Below are 13,884 nucleotides of genomic sequence, written 5' to 3'. Positions count from 1 at the left end.
CGCCGCCGCCCGCTCCGGCGACATGACCGCGCTGGAAGAGCTCTTCGCCGCGGACGTGATCAGCTACTCCGACGGCGGCGGCGCCGTACGCGCCTGCCGCTTCCCGTTCGCGAACCGGTTCTGGGCGAGCCGGGACGGCCGGGCCACCGCGCTGCTGAGCCGCGACGGACAGGTCTTCACGATCCGTGAAGCCCCTGATCTTCTGCCAGGTCGCGGTTGGCGAGGGCCACGTAGGCGTGCGCCACCTTCGCGTCGATGTCAGGGGGAACGGGGACGACGCACTGGTCGGGCGGCACGAGCCCGCGCGCGATCGACTCCAGACAGCGTGCCTGGAGAGTGAACCCGAGATCCATCGACTCCACCGAGTTCCCCAGCGGGCGCGGCCCGGACATGACCGGCGTTCGCCAGGATCGTACCGTCGGACAGCAGGCGGAGATCGGCGCCGGTGAGGACGCGTGCGGCGCCGGTGACGGTCACGATGAGCTCGCAGGACGAGATCGCCTGCTCCCGCTCCGGCACCGCGAAGCCGTCGAGCAGCGCGTTCAGGCGGCGCACCGGATCCGTGTCGGGCACGCTCTGGCCCACCGCATGCTCGTTCTCGGCGAACTGCTTGATCGGGCTGTCGTTGATGACCAGGAGCGGCCGCGCGATCCGGTCGCGCAGCGGCAGCAGCCTCGCCCGCCCTGAGGTGGTCTCTTCGGTCCCGCCCAGACCCCTTGAGCCCTCAGCACGGCCACCGTCTCGGGCTGGGTGGTCATCAGGTTCCCGGTGGCCGCGATCGTCGCCCCGCCCTGCCGCAGCGTGAGGAGGAGGGTGGCGATCTTGGGTTCCGGTGGATGGCCGCACCGAGCGGTCAGCACAGGATGGTGTGGATCAGGGAGGCCACGCCGTCGTCGTCGTTGCTGGGCAGCAGGAGCCGGGCGGCTGCCTTGACCTCGGGGTGCGCGTTGGCGACGGCCGCGGGCAGTCCGGCCTTCCTGAGCATGGGAAGGTCGTTGGGCATGTCCCCCACCGCGGCCGTGGCGGTCAGGGGGATTCTCCGGTACGCGGCCGCCCACCGCAAGGCCTCGCCCTTGTTCGCGTGCTCCGGCGAGATCTCCAGGAAGTGCGCGGTCGAGTACGTGGCGCGGAGCCCGGTGACCGCCTCGCCGACGAACGCGCCGGCGAGGTGGCGCGCTGACAGTTCGGGGTGGGCCAGGAGTATCTTGACCGCGCGGTTGTCGCCGGTGGCGCGGCCGATGAGGTCGGCCGAGACAGCGTGGGGCCAGCAGTCAGGCACCAGGTCGGCGAAGCCAGGTTGCAGCACGAGCTCGTGCTCGGTGTCGAGCCCGAGGACACCGCCTGGCACGGACCGTTCGGCCCAGGCGAAGCCCTGCTTGAGCTGGTCGGCGGTGAAACAGTGGTCGAACAGCACCCGCTCGGCGCAGGTGTCCCAGATCACCGCGCCGTTGCTGCAGGCGAGCAGCCCCTGGAGGCCGGCCTCCAGCGCCCAGTCCAGAGCGTCCCGGGTGGGCCGCCCGGTGGCGACCATGACCTGGAGTCCTGCGGCGCGGGCGTCGGCCAGCGCCTTGCTGGTCTCGTGGCTGAGGCCGCCGGCGCTGGTGAGCAACACCCCGTCCAGATCCGTGCAGACCAGCTGGATCCGTGTCATACGGCGGCGCCCGCGGGGTCGTCGGCGGTGTCGGCGCTCCCGACCGCGAGGCACCGCTGCCCGGCCGCCAGGACGACGACGCCCACGGCCACGCCCAGCACCCCGACGGTAGCGGCCCAGGACTCCGTGGCGTGTTCCAGGATGAGGCCCGCCGCAGTCGATCCCAGGGCGATTCCCGTGGTCATCAGCGTGACCAGCCAGGCGAAGGCCTCGGTGACCGTACCGGCCGGGGCGAGCTTCCCGACCAGGACGAACGCGGCCGTCAGCACGGGCGCGAGGAAGAGCCCCGTGAGGATCATGAGCCCCGCCATGTACGGCGGGGACGGCACCAGGCACAACAACGCGTACGCGGCGGCCAGGCCGACGGTCAGCAGCAGCGTCCGCCGCGGGGGCGAGGAGGTCCAGCGCACGGCGCCGTAGCCGAGACCGCCGATCAGGGCGCCGAAGGCGTTCAACGCCAGCAGGGTGGGCGCCCCGCCCACCACGTGGTGGTGCTCGGTGTAGAAGACCACCAGGACGTTGAGGCCGCCGATGGCCGCGCCGACCCCGGTCAGGCTCACCAGCAGCACGGTCAGACCGCGGCTGCGCAGCGGCCCGAGCCAGTCGGGCGAACGGACCGGCGCCTTCCAGCCGCGGGTGGGCGACGCGGTGGCGACCACGAACACCCCCAGCAGGCCCAGCAGCGCCCCCACCCACAGCGCGCCCACCGCGGATCCGGCCGCCACGCAGCCGGCCACGACCAGAGGACCGCCGACGAAGACCAGCTCCTGGGAGGCCGAGTCCATGGCGTAGGCCGACTCGAGCCGAGCGGGCGGAACAAGATCAGGCCACAGCACCCTGAGGCAGGGCTCCAGCGGCGGGGTCGCCGCCCCCGCCAGGAGGGCACCCGAGATGACGACCGCAGGCTCGGCGGGAGCCACCGCGATCGCGACCAGGCCCGCGCCGGCCGCGACAGCGGCCGGCACCAGGACCCGGACCTGGCCGACCCGATCCACCAGCCGGCCGAGCACCGGACCGCCGCCGGCGGCGGCGATGGCGAAGGCTCCGGCGGCCAGGCCGACGAAGTCGTAGCTCGCGCCCGCCTGCCGCAGGACCAGCGGGATCGCCAGCGCCGCCATCGCGCTGGGCAGCCTCCCGACCAGCGTCCCCAGCAGCAGCCGGGTCACGTACGGGGCCCGGAGCAGGCTGAAGTAACCCATCACTCGCCCCACAGGTGCAGATGGAGCGCCACCGGGCGGTTCTTGCGCAGTTGCAGCTCGATGTCCCCGATCCCCTCGATGTGGTGATGCGGCCGGCCCTGGGACAGATCGATCCGCACGCCGGTGGCCAGGAGGTCAGGCACGTCCGGCAGGTGGACCGCCGTCGGCTGCCCCTGCTCGTCGAAGGCCAGCGAGACCTGTCCGCGGAAGCTGACCCGGACGACCGGCTCATCGGCGTCGCCGCGGGGCTCCTCCATCGACAGGAAGCGGGTGCGCGAGTCCCACTGGACCCGCGAGCCGGCGGCCTGCCCTCTGCCCCACTCGGATCGGAACCCGGCGGCGAACCGGTGCAGCAGCAGCGCCCGGTCGGCCGCCATCCGGCGCGCGGGCTCCGTGAGCATGTCCCGCTCCAGCCGGACCAGCTTCTCGTAGAGATGGGCCAGCACCGACGAGGTCCCGCCCTCCTGGTAGACCTCCTTGAGAGCGGTCCCGGGATCCCACAGCGGCTCGCCGAGCAGCCCGCCGTAGGCGAAGGCCCGGCCGATGCCGATGGCTCCCATCGCGTCGAGGTTGTCGGCGTCGTGCACCGCCGCGGCGATCGCGCACCGATCGTCGAGCTCCTCATCGGCGAAGCGGTAGCGGCCTGTCAGCTCGACCGCGCGCAAGATGGGCGGATGCCACTCTGGTGGCACTCCGCACCCCTCCAGTACCTCCAGCACGGCCGCGCGGGCGTCCTCGGGCCGGATGGGCCGCCGGTTCTGCCTGGCCTCCTCCACCCGGTGGTAGTCATGAACGTAGGCGGCCACCTGCGCGATGCGGGGGTCGGCGCCCGTCCGGGCCGCGATCTCCCCCGCCAGGGCGGCGACCCGGTCGACGTGGCCGATGTCGTGGGCCGAGTCGGCGGTCGCGAAGTCGACGACCACGCGGGCCCGGACCTTCTCGAGAATCGCGTTCACCGCTGTCCGTACTCCTCACGCCAGCGCTGCGCCAGCTCCTGCTGCAGCCGCGGGTCGAGGCGGTGCAGCCCCGGCTCCCAGGCCTGCCGGGCCAGCTCGCGCGTGCACAGATACAGCTCGGTGTAGACCAGGTCGAGGACCGATCCGAGGATGCTGTGCTCCATGAAGTTGACGGGCTTGCCGTCGTTGAGCAGATAGACGGTGCGATCGGCCACCCGCAGTTCGAGCACCTCGTCGACCTCGGCCGAGGCCGACGCGGCCCGGCGCAGGCCCGTGACGTCGAACTCGACCTGCTTGGAGCTTCCGCTGGCCAGCACGACGCCGTCGCGCAGGTGCGGCAGGTCGGCCGTGGTGAGGGCGCGGTGGCCGGAGACGCCGATGATCACCTCGGCCCAGGAGAGCAGGTCCTGGCGCACGCCCACGCGGAATCCGTGCACCACGGCGGCGGACATCCGGATGTCGTCAGGGTCGTAGACGGCCACCTGGACTCCGGCGCGCCGCAGGTGCTCGGCCAGGGCCGTCCCTATCCCGCCGTAGCCGAGCACGAGGACGCGGCGTTCGCTGAGGAGCCGGTAGAAGCGCAGCCGCAGCAGCCGTTCGACGCTGTAGGCCACGGACCGCCCGACCTGGACGTCCTCGAGTGCCTTCAGCGGGCTGTCGGCGATGGTGAAAACCGGCAGGGCAAGCGGCGCGGCGCGCTCGTACTGCCACTGCCCTTGCTTGGTGTCCTCCACGATGCCGCGAAAGCCCGGCACCCCGGCCAGGTCTCTCACCGCCCCGGCGCAGTATCCGCCGACCTCCTGGATCATCACGGGCGACTCGCCCTGCCGGGCGGCCCGCTGGGCGGCGGCGACCGCCATGGGTCCGACCTCCTCGATCGAGGCCGGCATGCTGACCGGAAGGTCGCCCAGCAGCGACAGCGCCTCCGGCTGGGCGCTGTAGGGCACCGGCACGATCTGGGCGAGCTCGGTGGACCGGCTCAGCAACCGCACGTACGGCACCGCGGTGTCGAGCAGGTGCGCGATGAGGATCGTGCGGGCGGGCGGCATCGGCCAGTCGGCCTGCGCGCTGCGCAGCACGGGCAGGTCGCAGGCACGCGACGCGTGTCCGGCGCGTGACACCGCGGGTTTCCGCTCAAGAATGGATGTCATGGAAGTCCCCCTGGGAGAGATGGAGAGGTTGCGGCGCGTCTCGACGCCGGCAGGACGGCTCAGACCGCTTGGAGCCGGTTCAGGCCGGTCACAGCCATGTCGGGCAGGTGCGCCGGACGCAGTTCGATCTCGCCGATCGCGGTGTCGGCGGGTGCCTCGACAACCCACCGCACGGCTTGGGCGACGGAGGACGTGGACAGCTTGAACGGTGAGTCGTCACCGATCTCGTTGGCGATCGCGCCGGGATTGATCAGCGTGGTGCGGACCCCGTTCGGGCGCTCTTCCAGCAGGAGCACCTCGGCCAGCGCTTTGAGGGCCGCCTTGCTGGCGCAGTAGGCGGCGCCGCCCTCGAAGTAGCGGCTCCCGGCGTGGCTGCCCATCAGGACGATGCTGCCGTTGCCTGACCGCAGGTACGGCAGCGCCGCCTGGAGCAGCGGCAGCACGGAGACGATGTTGACGTCGAACGCGGCCCGCCAGTCGGGCAGGCTGAGCGTGCCGATCCTGCCCAGGGACCGGGCCACCGCGTTGACGACGAGTAAGTCGATCCGCCCCCGCCGGCGCGCGACCGTCTCGACGGCGGCCGTCACCGCATCAGCCGACTCCAGGTCGCACCGGGCCTCGGGGAGCCAGGACTTGCCCGCCGAGGTGCGGTTCAGCCCCCATACTTCCCAGCCCCCCGCGTGGAGCTCAGCGGCGATGGCCAGACCGGTGCCCCGGTTGGCCCCGGTCACGATGGCGACCGGGCGGTGCGCCTCGGTCATCCCGGGAGCCTGCCGACCAGCTCGGACCAGACGGAGACGATGTGCTCATGGCCGGCCCCCTGCCGGAACAGGTCCTTGTCCAGCGAGTTGCCGTGGCGGTCGCGCAGCCGCATGCAGTCGGGCGATATTTCGGAGTTGATAATGAGATCGCCTTCGGACCTGGGGCCGATGATCAGGCAGAAATCCCAGAGATCGAGCGGTTCCAGCCACTTGCGGAGGCAGTCATTGCACTCTCGGGCAATGCGCCGGAACTCCTCGACATCCACTCCATAGGCCCACAGGTAGTCTTCGCCGATGGGCTGGTCCTCGGGGTCGATCCGGAAGTCGAACTTCACCACCGGGGGATGGAAGACATGGCCTTCGGGGAAGAGGCCGGGATACTTGCGCAGGGTCGATCCGACGGACCGGTTTTTGAGGATGACTTCGAAGGGCGGAGCCGGCACGTAGTCGGCAAGATAGGTCGTCTCGCCGAGCCGCTCCCTGAACGCCGTGCGAATGCCGGCCGCGTGCAGCGCGCGGGCCGCGCGCTCGTAGAAGTCGAGGCGCAGGCGCGCGGTCGCCGGAACGAGTTCGTCGCGGTCGAAGGTGTAGCTGCGCAGGCTGGGGATGAGTTCGACCACGCAGGTGCCGTCGTCGCGCAGCCAGATCCTTTTGCTGCGGCCTTCGACGGCAGGCGGACCGGTAATGCCATTCTTTGGAGGGGTCACAGAACAGCATAGTTATTCGAATGACTGACGATGTCAAGCATAATTCAGCCGGGAAATCTTCAGCCCTTTCCGGAGATATTCACAGATCAGGCCATTTGTATTCTCGCTCGCCCCCGGCCTAACGGATAAGTGAAATACACGTCGATATCCTCCTTAAGTGGTAGGGCGCCACCGGCTTCAGGATCGCCGCGACGGGCTAACGTCCCGGCGTCTCGGGCCGATAACGCACCAGCGGCCCTTGCCGACCAGCCGTGCCGAGGAGACAGCCCATGAGCGACGATGTACGCGTCACGATCGAAGCGGTCCCCCGCGCGGGCCTGACCGCGCAGCGACTGCGCCAGGCGGTCGCCGAGCACCCCGACGCGCTGGCCGCGCTCGAGGTCGCCGACCCCGACCGGCTCACCGTGGCCTTCGCCCCCGGCCTCGGCCACGATCCCGGGGAGAACGCCCCGTTCCAGGCCACGGTGTTCGACCCGGTCGGCAACCGCGCCGTCGAGCTGCGCGGCACCCTCGACCGGCCCGAACGCGCCGAGCTGCGCCCCAGCGCCTACCGGCCGCAGCCCAGCCGCGAGGAACTGGCGGCCGCCGCCGAGGTCCTGCGCGCCGACCCGCGCTTCCCGGCCGGCGAGGACGTGGTCGTCTACCGGCCCATGCCGCCGCTGGCCGACCTGGAGAACCCCGACGGCACCACCGTGCGCCGCCCCACCCTCGGCGTCTACACCCCCGGCGAGCCCACCGGGCTGCGCCACCGCATCGTCGCCGTGGACCTGGTCAACCGCGCCGTCGACTGGACCCCGTCCGGGATCAACGTGCGCATGCACCACGACTGCGAGCACAGCGTCCCCGAAGGCGTCGACGCGCTGACCGACCGCGGCGGCCCCGACCAGGTACGGGTGCGCGTGCACCGCGGGTCCACCGAGCTGTGGAACCTGCTGGTGGTGCGCCCGCGCGCCTCGGCCCCGCAGAACCCCGGCGTCGGCGGCGGCGTCGAGCTGCGCGACGTGCGCTACCGCGGCCGGCTCGTGCTCCGGCAGGCCCACGTGCCCGTCCTGAACGTCGAGTACGAGGAGGGCACGACCTTCCGCGACGACGTCAGCTTCGAGACCCGCTTCAACGCGGTCGGCAGGGACCCGGTCGGGTGGGGGTGGCGGTTGTGCGACAGCCCGCCCCGTACCATCCTGGAACGTCCCTCGACCGACGCCGGCAACTTCCAGGGTGTGGCCTTCCACCACGACGGCGAGCAGCTGCGGATCGTCAGCGAGCTGGCCGCCGGCTGGTACCGCTACGCCAGCGACTGGCGCCTGGCCGACAACGGCGACATCAGCCCCCGCTTCGGGTTCGCCGCCACCGCCAACCCGATGACGTGCATGGTGCACCGCCACCACGCCTACTGGCGGCTCGACTTCGACGTCGAGGGCGCCGGCAACGACGTGATCGAGCAGATCGACGACACCGGCTCGATCATCCCCGAACCCGTGCCGATCATCCGCGAGACCTCCCGCAAACGCCGCCACCCCGCCCTGTACTGGCAGGTGCGCGACAAGGCCTCGGGCCGCGGCTACCAGATCCACCCCGGCGACTTCGACGGCACCGCCGACGCCTACGGCGTGTCCGACCTGTGGTTCCTGCGCCACCACCCCCGCGAGCTCGACGACGGCAACCCCGGCCCGCGCGACCGCGCCGCGCTCAACCGCTTCCTCAACGGCGAGAGCCTGGACGGCACCAACGTCGTGGTCTGGTACGCCGGGCACTACTACCACGACCAGGCCCACCCGCAGCCGCACCAAGGAGAGCTGATAGGCCCGCGGCTGGTGCTCGTCTAACGGCTAATCTTGTCGCTCATGAGCCAGGTGGGACACGCGACGGCGCGCGCTCTGCTGCGCAGGCTGGCCGTCGAACAGGCCGAATGCAGAGTGCCGTCGCTGGCGGCGGCGATCGTGCGCGACGGGAGACCGGCATGGTTCGGCGGGCGTGGCCGGGTGGACGGCGCGCCGCCGACCCCGGCCACCCAGTACCGGATCGGGTCGATCACCAAGAGCATGGTCGCCGTCGTGGTCATGCGGCTGCGTGACGAGGGCGCGCTGCGGCTGTCCGACCCGCTGGAGGCGCACCTGCCGGGCACCCCGCTGGGACACCTGACCATCGCCCAGCTGCTGTCGCACACCGCCGGCCTGACCGCCGAGCCGCCCACCGCCTGGTGGGAGCGCACCCCCGGCGTCCCCGTCGCCGAGCTGCTGGAGCGCCTCGGGCCCGACGAGCTGAAGCACCGGCCCGGGCGCCGCTTCCACTACTCCAACGTCGGCTTCGCCCTGCTGGGAGAGCTGGTGGCCAGGCTGCGCGGCACCACCTGGCTCAAGGCGCTGCAGTCCGAGGTGCTCGACCCGCTCGGCATGAACGACACCACCGCCCGGCCGCGCGCCCCGCACGCCACCGGCTACGCCGTCCACCCGTACGCCGACGTGGTGCTGGCCGAGCCGGAGCACGACGCCGAGGCGATGGGGCCGGCCGGGCAGCTGTGGTCCACGCCGCACGACCTGGCGCGATGGGCGGCGTTCCTGGGCGGCGACACCGCGGGGGTGCTGTGCGGCGACACGCTGGCCGAGATGCGTGAGCCGGTCGGGGTGGACGACGGGGACTCCTGGACCGTCGGGTTCGGGCTGGGCCTGCAGCTGTCCCGTCCCGGCGGGCGGCGCCTGGCGGGGCACAGCGGGTCGATGCCGGGGTTCGTGGCCACGGTGTGGGCCGACCCCGCCGACGGGGTGGGGGTGCTGTTCATGGCCAACACCACCTCGGGGATGAACGGCTCGCTGCTGACCGACCTGCTGGACATCCTGGAGGAGTACGAGCCGCGCCTGCCGGACGAATGGCAGCCGGTCGCCGCCGATCCCGAGCTGCTGGCGCTGACGGGGCTGTGGCATTGGGGGCCCAAGCCGTACACGCTGCGGCTGCTGCCCGAGCGCGCCCTGTCGCTGGAGCCGGTCGGGGGCGGCGGGCGGGCCTCGCGGTTCGTGCCGCAGGCCGACGGGACGTGGCTGGGTCTGGACGGCTACTACGCCGGGGAGACGCTGCGGGTGGCCGCCGACCACCTCGACCTCAACACGTTCATCTTCACCCGCACCCCCTACGACCCGAAGGCGCCGGTGCCGGGCGGGGCCGGCGACTGGCGAACCTGAGGGGCACGCCGCCGCGGAGATGGCAGCATGGTCGTGTGCGTGTGGCGATCCTGGGGCCGCTGGAGGTCGAGTCCGCCGCGGTCGGGGGTGCCCGGCTGCGCCGGCTGCTGGTGCGCCTGGCGCTGGCCGCGGCCCTGCAGGAAGAGCACGAGGCCGAGCACCCGGTGCTGGCGATACGGTGGGGGCTGTCGATGGCGCTGACGTCGCTGGCCGAGACGCATGCCGTGTTCGGGGACTTCGACCAGGGGCTGGAGGCGATGGACGAGGCCGTACGGCTGCTGCTCGAGCTCAACCCCGAGTCAGACGTCGCCCACCAGCGGGTCTGGCAGGCCTCCATCCTGATGCGCAAAGGGGATCTGCAGCGGGGCAGGGCCGTGCTGCGGGCGCTGACCGACGCGCCGGAGGGCCGGGAGACGCCCGCCCGCAACGTCGCGTTCGCGCATGTCGAGCTGGGCCATCTGGCCCGCCAGGAGGGAGACCTGCGGGCCGCCGAGCGCCACTACGCCGCGGCCGGGCACGCCATGGAGGACGGGACGGCGATCGCGCCGCAGTTCCGCGCGCTGCTGCTGGTCGGGCAGGCCCACCTGGCGGTGGCCGCGCACGACCACACGACGGCGGCGCGCCACGCGGAGCGGGCGGCCGAGCTGGTCATGGCGGCGGCCGACATGCCGGTCCTGGCGCGGGTCGCGGTGGCCGTGGCCGAGCTGTGCGCGGCACGCGGAGACCTGCTGCCGGGGGCCACCGCGCTGGGCGCCGCCGAGCAGCTGCGCGGCGCGCCCGACGCCGCCAACCCCGACGTGGCCCGCGTGGCGGCGCGCCTGCGCGAGGGCCTCGGCGAGGAGGCTTTCGCCGCGGCCTTCACCCGCGGCCGCACCCTCGACCGCGCCCACGCCGTGGAGCTGGCCACCGGAGGTCCGAGATGACGTACGTGTACGCGGGCGCCGCCCTGCACATTCCGGCGCCGCCGGAGCAGGTGTTCGCGCTGATCACCGACTGGCGGCGGCACCGGGAGTGGATGTTCATGACCGACGCCCGCCAGGTCGGCGAGCACGCGGTCGAGGCCTACACCGGCGTGCGGCCGTTCGGATTCCTGGACACCATGACGATCACGACCTGGCAGCCCCCGACCCTGGTGCTGGTCACCCACACGGGCCGGTTCGTCCGCGGCCACGGCGCCATCAGGATCCGGCCCCAGGACGGCGGCAGCCGCGTGATCTGGGCCGAGCGGCTGCGACTGCCGTTCGGGCCGCTGGGCCGGGCCCTGTGGCCGGTCGTCCGCCCCGTCAGCGTCGCCCTCCTGCGCCACTCGTTGCGCAAGCTGTCCGGCCTGCTGACCCCGGGAACCCGGGAGGCGCGAGCGGTGTAGACAGGGCATGGCTCCCTGCACCAGACGCCAAGCGATCACGCTGGGCGGCGCCGCGGCCGTTCTGGCGGCCTGCGCCCCCGACGAGCGGCCGGGGCCCCAGCCCTCGCCCGCCACAGCCGCCCGGCCCGGACGGCTGTTCGCCGAGACCGCCGCCGGGCTGGCCGTCGTCGACCTGGCCACCGGCGCGGTCCGCGCCACCTACCCCGGCGGGGTGGCCGAGCCGCGCTGGGCCAGGCTCTACCAGCTCCACGACGGCCACCTGCGCACCTACCAGGCCGGCACCGGCACCCTGCTCGACGACCTGGCCGTCGGCCTGACCAATGAGGGGCCGCCGCGGATCAAGGCCGTCTCCACGGGCCTGGCCGCGCTCGGCCCGCCGCCCGGCCCGCGTACCCGTACCACGATCACCCTGGCCGCCGCCGGGCGGCGGCGCACCCTCCACCTCGACGGCAACATCGAGCCGGAGGCCTTCTCCACCGACGGCAGCGCCATGTACGTCCTGGACCGCCTGCCCGCGTCGGCGCCCGACCGCTACCGGGTACGCGTGTACGACCTGGACAGCGGCAAGATGGGCGCCCTGCAGACCCGCGACAAGCGGCAGATCCCGCCCGGCCAGGAGGAGGAGATGCGCGGCCAGGGCCGCCAGGCCGTCTTCGACCCCGGCCAGAACATCCTGTTCACCCTCTACACCCACCAGGACGACCACCTGCACACCCGCGACCTGAAGGCGGGCCGCGACCTCAATCCCGGCGTCCACGCCTTCGTGCACGTCCTGCACCTCGACCAGCGCTGGGCATTCTGCCTGGATCTGCCCACCCCGTTCGGGCTCGGCCCGGCCGAGGCGCACACGCTGGCGCTGGAGGGGCAGCGGCTCTACGTGTTCGACGCCTCCACCGGGCGCGCGGTCCTGGCCTCGACCACGGACGTGACGATCACCCGGTCCGGCCTGGCGGGCGCCCCCACGGTGGCCGCCGGGGAGGCGTTCTCGGCGGCGGGCGACGGGCGGCTGTTCCTGGCGGCGGGCACACGGCTGCTGGTCTCCGACGGCGCCACGCTCGCCCGGCAGGCCGCCTGGGACCTGCCGGGTCCGGCGCGCGGGCTGGCGTACCTGAACGGGGAACTGCTGGCCGGCGCGGGCGAGCAGGTGCTGCGCCTGGACCCGCGCACCGGCGCCCGCCTCGGCGCCGTCGCGCTGCCCGGCCTGCGCGCGCTGCGCCACGCAGAACCCGCCGCCGGCTGAATCGCGAAGGTCAGGTGTGCACCGCCTGGCGGGCCACCGCGGCGGCGAAGGCGGCGATCACCGGGTGCGGGCGCCGCCCGTCGCCCGCCAGCTCCGGCTGGAACAACGTGCCCAGGAAGAACGGGTGACCGGGCAGCTCGGCCGCCCGCACCGCCCCGTCGTCGGCGTGCCCGGAGAACACCAGTCCGTGCTCGGCCAGCGTCCGGGTGTAGGTCTCGTTCAGGCCGTAGGAGCAGATGTAGGACTCCATCGTGACGGACTCGCCCATGATCTGCTCCATCAGCGTCCCGGGCGAGATCCGCACCCGCCCCTCGTGCCCGGCCAGCGAGCACGCCAGCGGCGTCAGCAGGAACTCGCGCGCGTCCGGGTCGTTCTCGGCGTGCGCCACGTCCAGCCCGCACACGTGCCGCGCGAACTCCAGCAGCATGTGCTGGAACCCGGCGCACGTGCCCAGGAGCGGGATCCGATGCTCCCTGGCCACGCGCGCCGCCTCCACGGCGCCCTCCTCGTCCCGGTACGGGCTGCCGGGCAAGATCCAGATGCCGTCGAAGCGCTCCAGGCCGGACACGTCGGTGGTGGCGATCCAGTACGGGTCGAGCGCGATGCCGTCCCGCTCCCGCAGCGCTTCGACGACCAGCGGGATCCGGGCATGTGAACGAACACTGGGGGATCGATCCCCCACGAGGGCGATTTTCATGCCCTCATCCTGACCGCCGCACCTGGTTAAGCGCCAACGATGATTTCTGGACCTGCTATAAGCAACACTGATGGATCCTCATTTGCTGACCACGTTCGTGACCGTCGCCCGTCACGGCTCGTTCTCCGCGGCCGCCGCCGAGCTCGGCTACACCCAGTCGGCCGTCTCCCAGCAGATCGCCGCGCTGGAGACCGACCTCGGCCTGCCGCTGCTGCTGCGCCGCCCGGTCGAGCCCACCGAGGCCGGACGCCGGCTGCTGGAGCACGCCGGGCCGCTGCTGCTGCGCCTGCGCGCGGCCCGCGCCGACGTGCTGCGCGCCGCCGCCCGGCCCGGGCACCGGCTGCGGCTGGCCGCCACCCCGCTGGCCGTCAACGCCGTCGTGGCCGCCCGGCTGGCGCGGGCGCGTGCCGACAACCCGCGCCTGGAGGTGAGCCTGCACACCTGCGGGCGCGACCAGGCCGTCGCGATGGTCGCCGAAGGCCGGGCGGACCTGGGCCTGGCCGACGGGCTGGCCGCCCCGTCCGACCCGCTGCGCCTGCTGGACGCCGGGCCGATGACGGCCGTCGGAGTGAGCGAGGAGGAGCTGGTCGTGGCCCTGCCCGCCGGTCATCCGCTGGCCGGCCGGTCGGCGCTGGGGCTGGCCGACCTGGTGGACGCGCGCTGGCTGCAGACCCCGCTGTGCCCGCTGGCCCGGCTGCGCGACCTGGTGGGCGACGGGTTCCCGGTGGGGCTGGACTACCACGGCGACAACGTGCACACCGTGCTCAACCTGGTGGCCGCCGACCACGGCCTGACCCTGCTACCCGCCTCCGCCCTGTCCGCTCCCATCCTGCCTGGGGCCGGGCCGGCCACGTGCGGGGTGCCGCTGGCCGCGCCCCGGCTGGTGCACCGCGTCGAGCTGCTGCACGGCGCTCTTCCCCCGGGCCCGGCGGCCGACCTGGCCGCCGTCCTGGCCGGCTGACAGCGATCTGTGCGCGCGATGA

The 13,884-nt window shown here is 73.0% G+C and carries 14 protein-coding genes and 1 pseudogene; 6 read left to right on the top strand and 9 right to left on the bottom strand.

All coding sequences use genetic code 11. The features are described from left to right. Window positions 1-176 precede the first annotated feature (176 nt). The 8 genes and pseudogenes from ACIBI9_RS61315 to ACIBI9_RS61280 form a co-directional block, all read right to left on the bottom strand. The gene (locus ACIBI9_RS61315; protein WP_397237302.1) at window positions 177-353 is read right to left on the bottom strand and encodes a hypothetical protein; all 177 of its coding nucleotides are present in this window, start codon (window positions 351-353) and stop codon (window positions 177-179) included. Window positions 354-444: 91 nt separating this feature from the next. After that, a pseudogene (locus tag ACIBI9_RS61310) lies at window positions 445-519 on the bottom strand (hypothetical protein); the annotation flags it as partial. 334 nt (window positions 520-853) lie between these two features. Then, on the bottom strand, window positions 854-1,651 hold the full coding sequence (locus ACIBI9_RS61305; protein WP_397237290.1) for an HAD family hydrolase: 798 nt from the start codon (window positions 1,649-1,651) through the stop codon (window positions 854-856). After that, window positions 1,648-2,850 (bottom strand): MFS transporter, encoded by a 1,203-nt coding sequence (locus ACIBI9_RS61300; protein WP_397237288.1) that lies wholly within the window; start codon window positions 2,848-2,850, stop codon window positions 1,648-1,650. Before ACIBI9_RS61300 ends, ACIBI9_RS61305 begins: the two co-directional genes overlap by 4 nt. Beyond that, the gene (locus ACIBI9_RS61295) at window positions 2,850-3,806 is read right to left on the bottom strand and encodes an HD domain-containing protein (protein WP_397237286.1); all 957 of its coding nucleotides are present in this window, start codon (window positions 3,804-3,806) and stop codon (window positions 2,850-2,852) included. Before ACIBI9_RS61295 ends, ACIBI9_RS61300 begins: the two co-directional genes overlap by 1 nt. Next, on the bottom strand, window positions 3,803-4,957 hold the full coding sequence (locus tag ACIBI9_RS61290; protein ID WP_397237284.1) for an NAD(P)-dependent oxidoreductase: 1,155 nt from the start codon (window positions 4,955-4,957) through the stop codon (window positions 3,803-3,805). The genes ACIBI9_RS61295 and ACIBI9_RS61290 overlap by 4 nt, the downstream gene beginning before the upstream one ends. Before the next feature lie 59 nt (window positions 4,958-5,016). Further along, window positions 5,017-5,718 (bottom strand): SDR family oxidoreductase, encoded by a 702-nt coding sequence (locus tag ACIBI9_RS61285; protein WP_397237282.1) that lies wholly within the window; start codon window positions 5,716-5,718, stop codon window positions 5,017-5,019. Further along, window positions 5,715-6,425, bottom strand: a complete 711-nt coding sequence (locus ACIBI9_RS61280; RefSeq protein WP_397237280.1) for a phosphoribosylaminoimidazolesuccinocarboxamide synthase — start codon at window positions 6,423-6,425, stop codon at window positions 5,715-5,717. The genes ACIBI9_RS61285 and ACIBI9_RS61280 overlap by 4 nt, the downstream gene beginning before the upstream one ends. 269 nt (window positions 6,426-6,694) lie before the next feature. On the opposite strand from ACIBI9_RS61280, the gene ACIBI9_RS61275 reads away from it, so the two are divergent. Genes ACIBI9_RS61275 through ACIBI9_RS61255 form a run of 5 tightly spaced genes read left to right on the top strand, consistent with a single transcriptional unit; the run spans window position 6,695 to window position 12,204 of the window. Then, a complete protein-coding gene (locus ACIBI9_RS61275; RefSeq protein WP_397237276.1) occupies window positions 6,695-8,248 on the top strand; it encodes a hypothetical protein in 1,554 nt (517 codons plus the stop codon). 18 nt (window positions 8,249-8,266) lie between these two features. After that, entirely contained in the window at window positions 8,267-9,598 is a 1,332-nt protein-coding gene (locus ACIBI9_RS61270; protein ID WP_397237274.1) for a serine hydrolase domain-containing protein, read from the top strand. Window positions 9,599-9,633: 35 nt separating this feature from the next. Further along, complete coding sequence (locus ACIBI9_RS61265) at window positions 9,634-10,521, top strand: hypothetical protein (protein WP_397237272.1); 888 nt, start codon at window positions 9,634-9,636, stop codon at window positions 10,519-10,521. Further along, a complete protein-coding gene (locus ACIBI9_RS61260) occupies window positions 10,518-10,964 on the top strand; it encodes an SRPBCC family protein (protein WP_397237270.1) in 447 nt (148 codons plus the stop codon). Before ACIBI9_RS61265 ends, ACIBI9_RS61260 begins: the two co-directional genes overlap by 4 nt. 7 nt (window positions 10,965-10,971) lie before the next feature. Further along, window positions 10,972-12,204 carry a hypothetical protein gene (locus tag ACIBI9_RS61255; RefSeq protein ID WP_397237268.1) on the top strand — a complete coding sequence of 411 codons (1,233 nt, stop codon included), beginning with the start codon at window positions 10,972-10,974 and terminating at the stop codon, window positions 12,202-12,204. Between the two features lie 10 nt (window positions 12,205-12,214). Here ACIBI9_RS61255 and ACIBI9_RS61250 read toward each other — a convergent pair whose 3' ends face one another. Further along, window positions 12,215-12,901, bottom strand: coding sequence for a gamma-glutamyl-gamma-aminobutyrate hydrolase family protein (locus ACIBI9_RS61250; RefSeq protein WP_397237266.1), 687 nt, complete (start codon window positions 12,899-12,901; stop codon window positions 12,215-12,217). 70 nt (window positions 12,902-12,971) lie between these two features. On the opposite strand from ACIBI9_RS61250, the gene ACIBI9_RS61245 reads away from it, so the two are divergent. Beyond that, window positions 12,972-13,862: a LysR family transcriptional regulator gene (locus ACIBI9_RS61245; RefSeq protein ID WP_397237264.1), complete on the top strand. Its 891-nt coding sequence runs from the start codon at window positions 12,972-12,974 to the stop codon at window positions 13,860-13,862. Window positions 13,863-13,884 lie beyond the last annotated feature (22 nt).

Source organism: Nonomuraea sp. NPDC050451 (assembly GCF_044458585.1).
The sequence above is the reverse complement of the archived record's forward strand: the minus strand, read 5'-3'. Positions and strand labels throughout refer to the sequence as shown.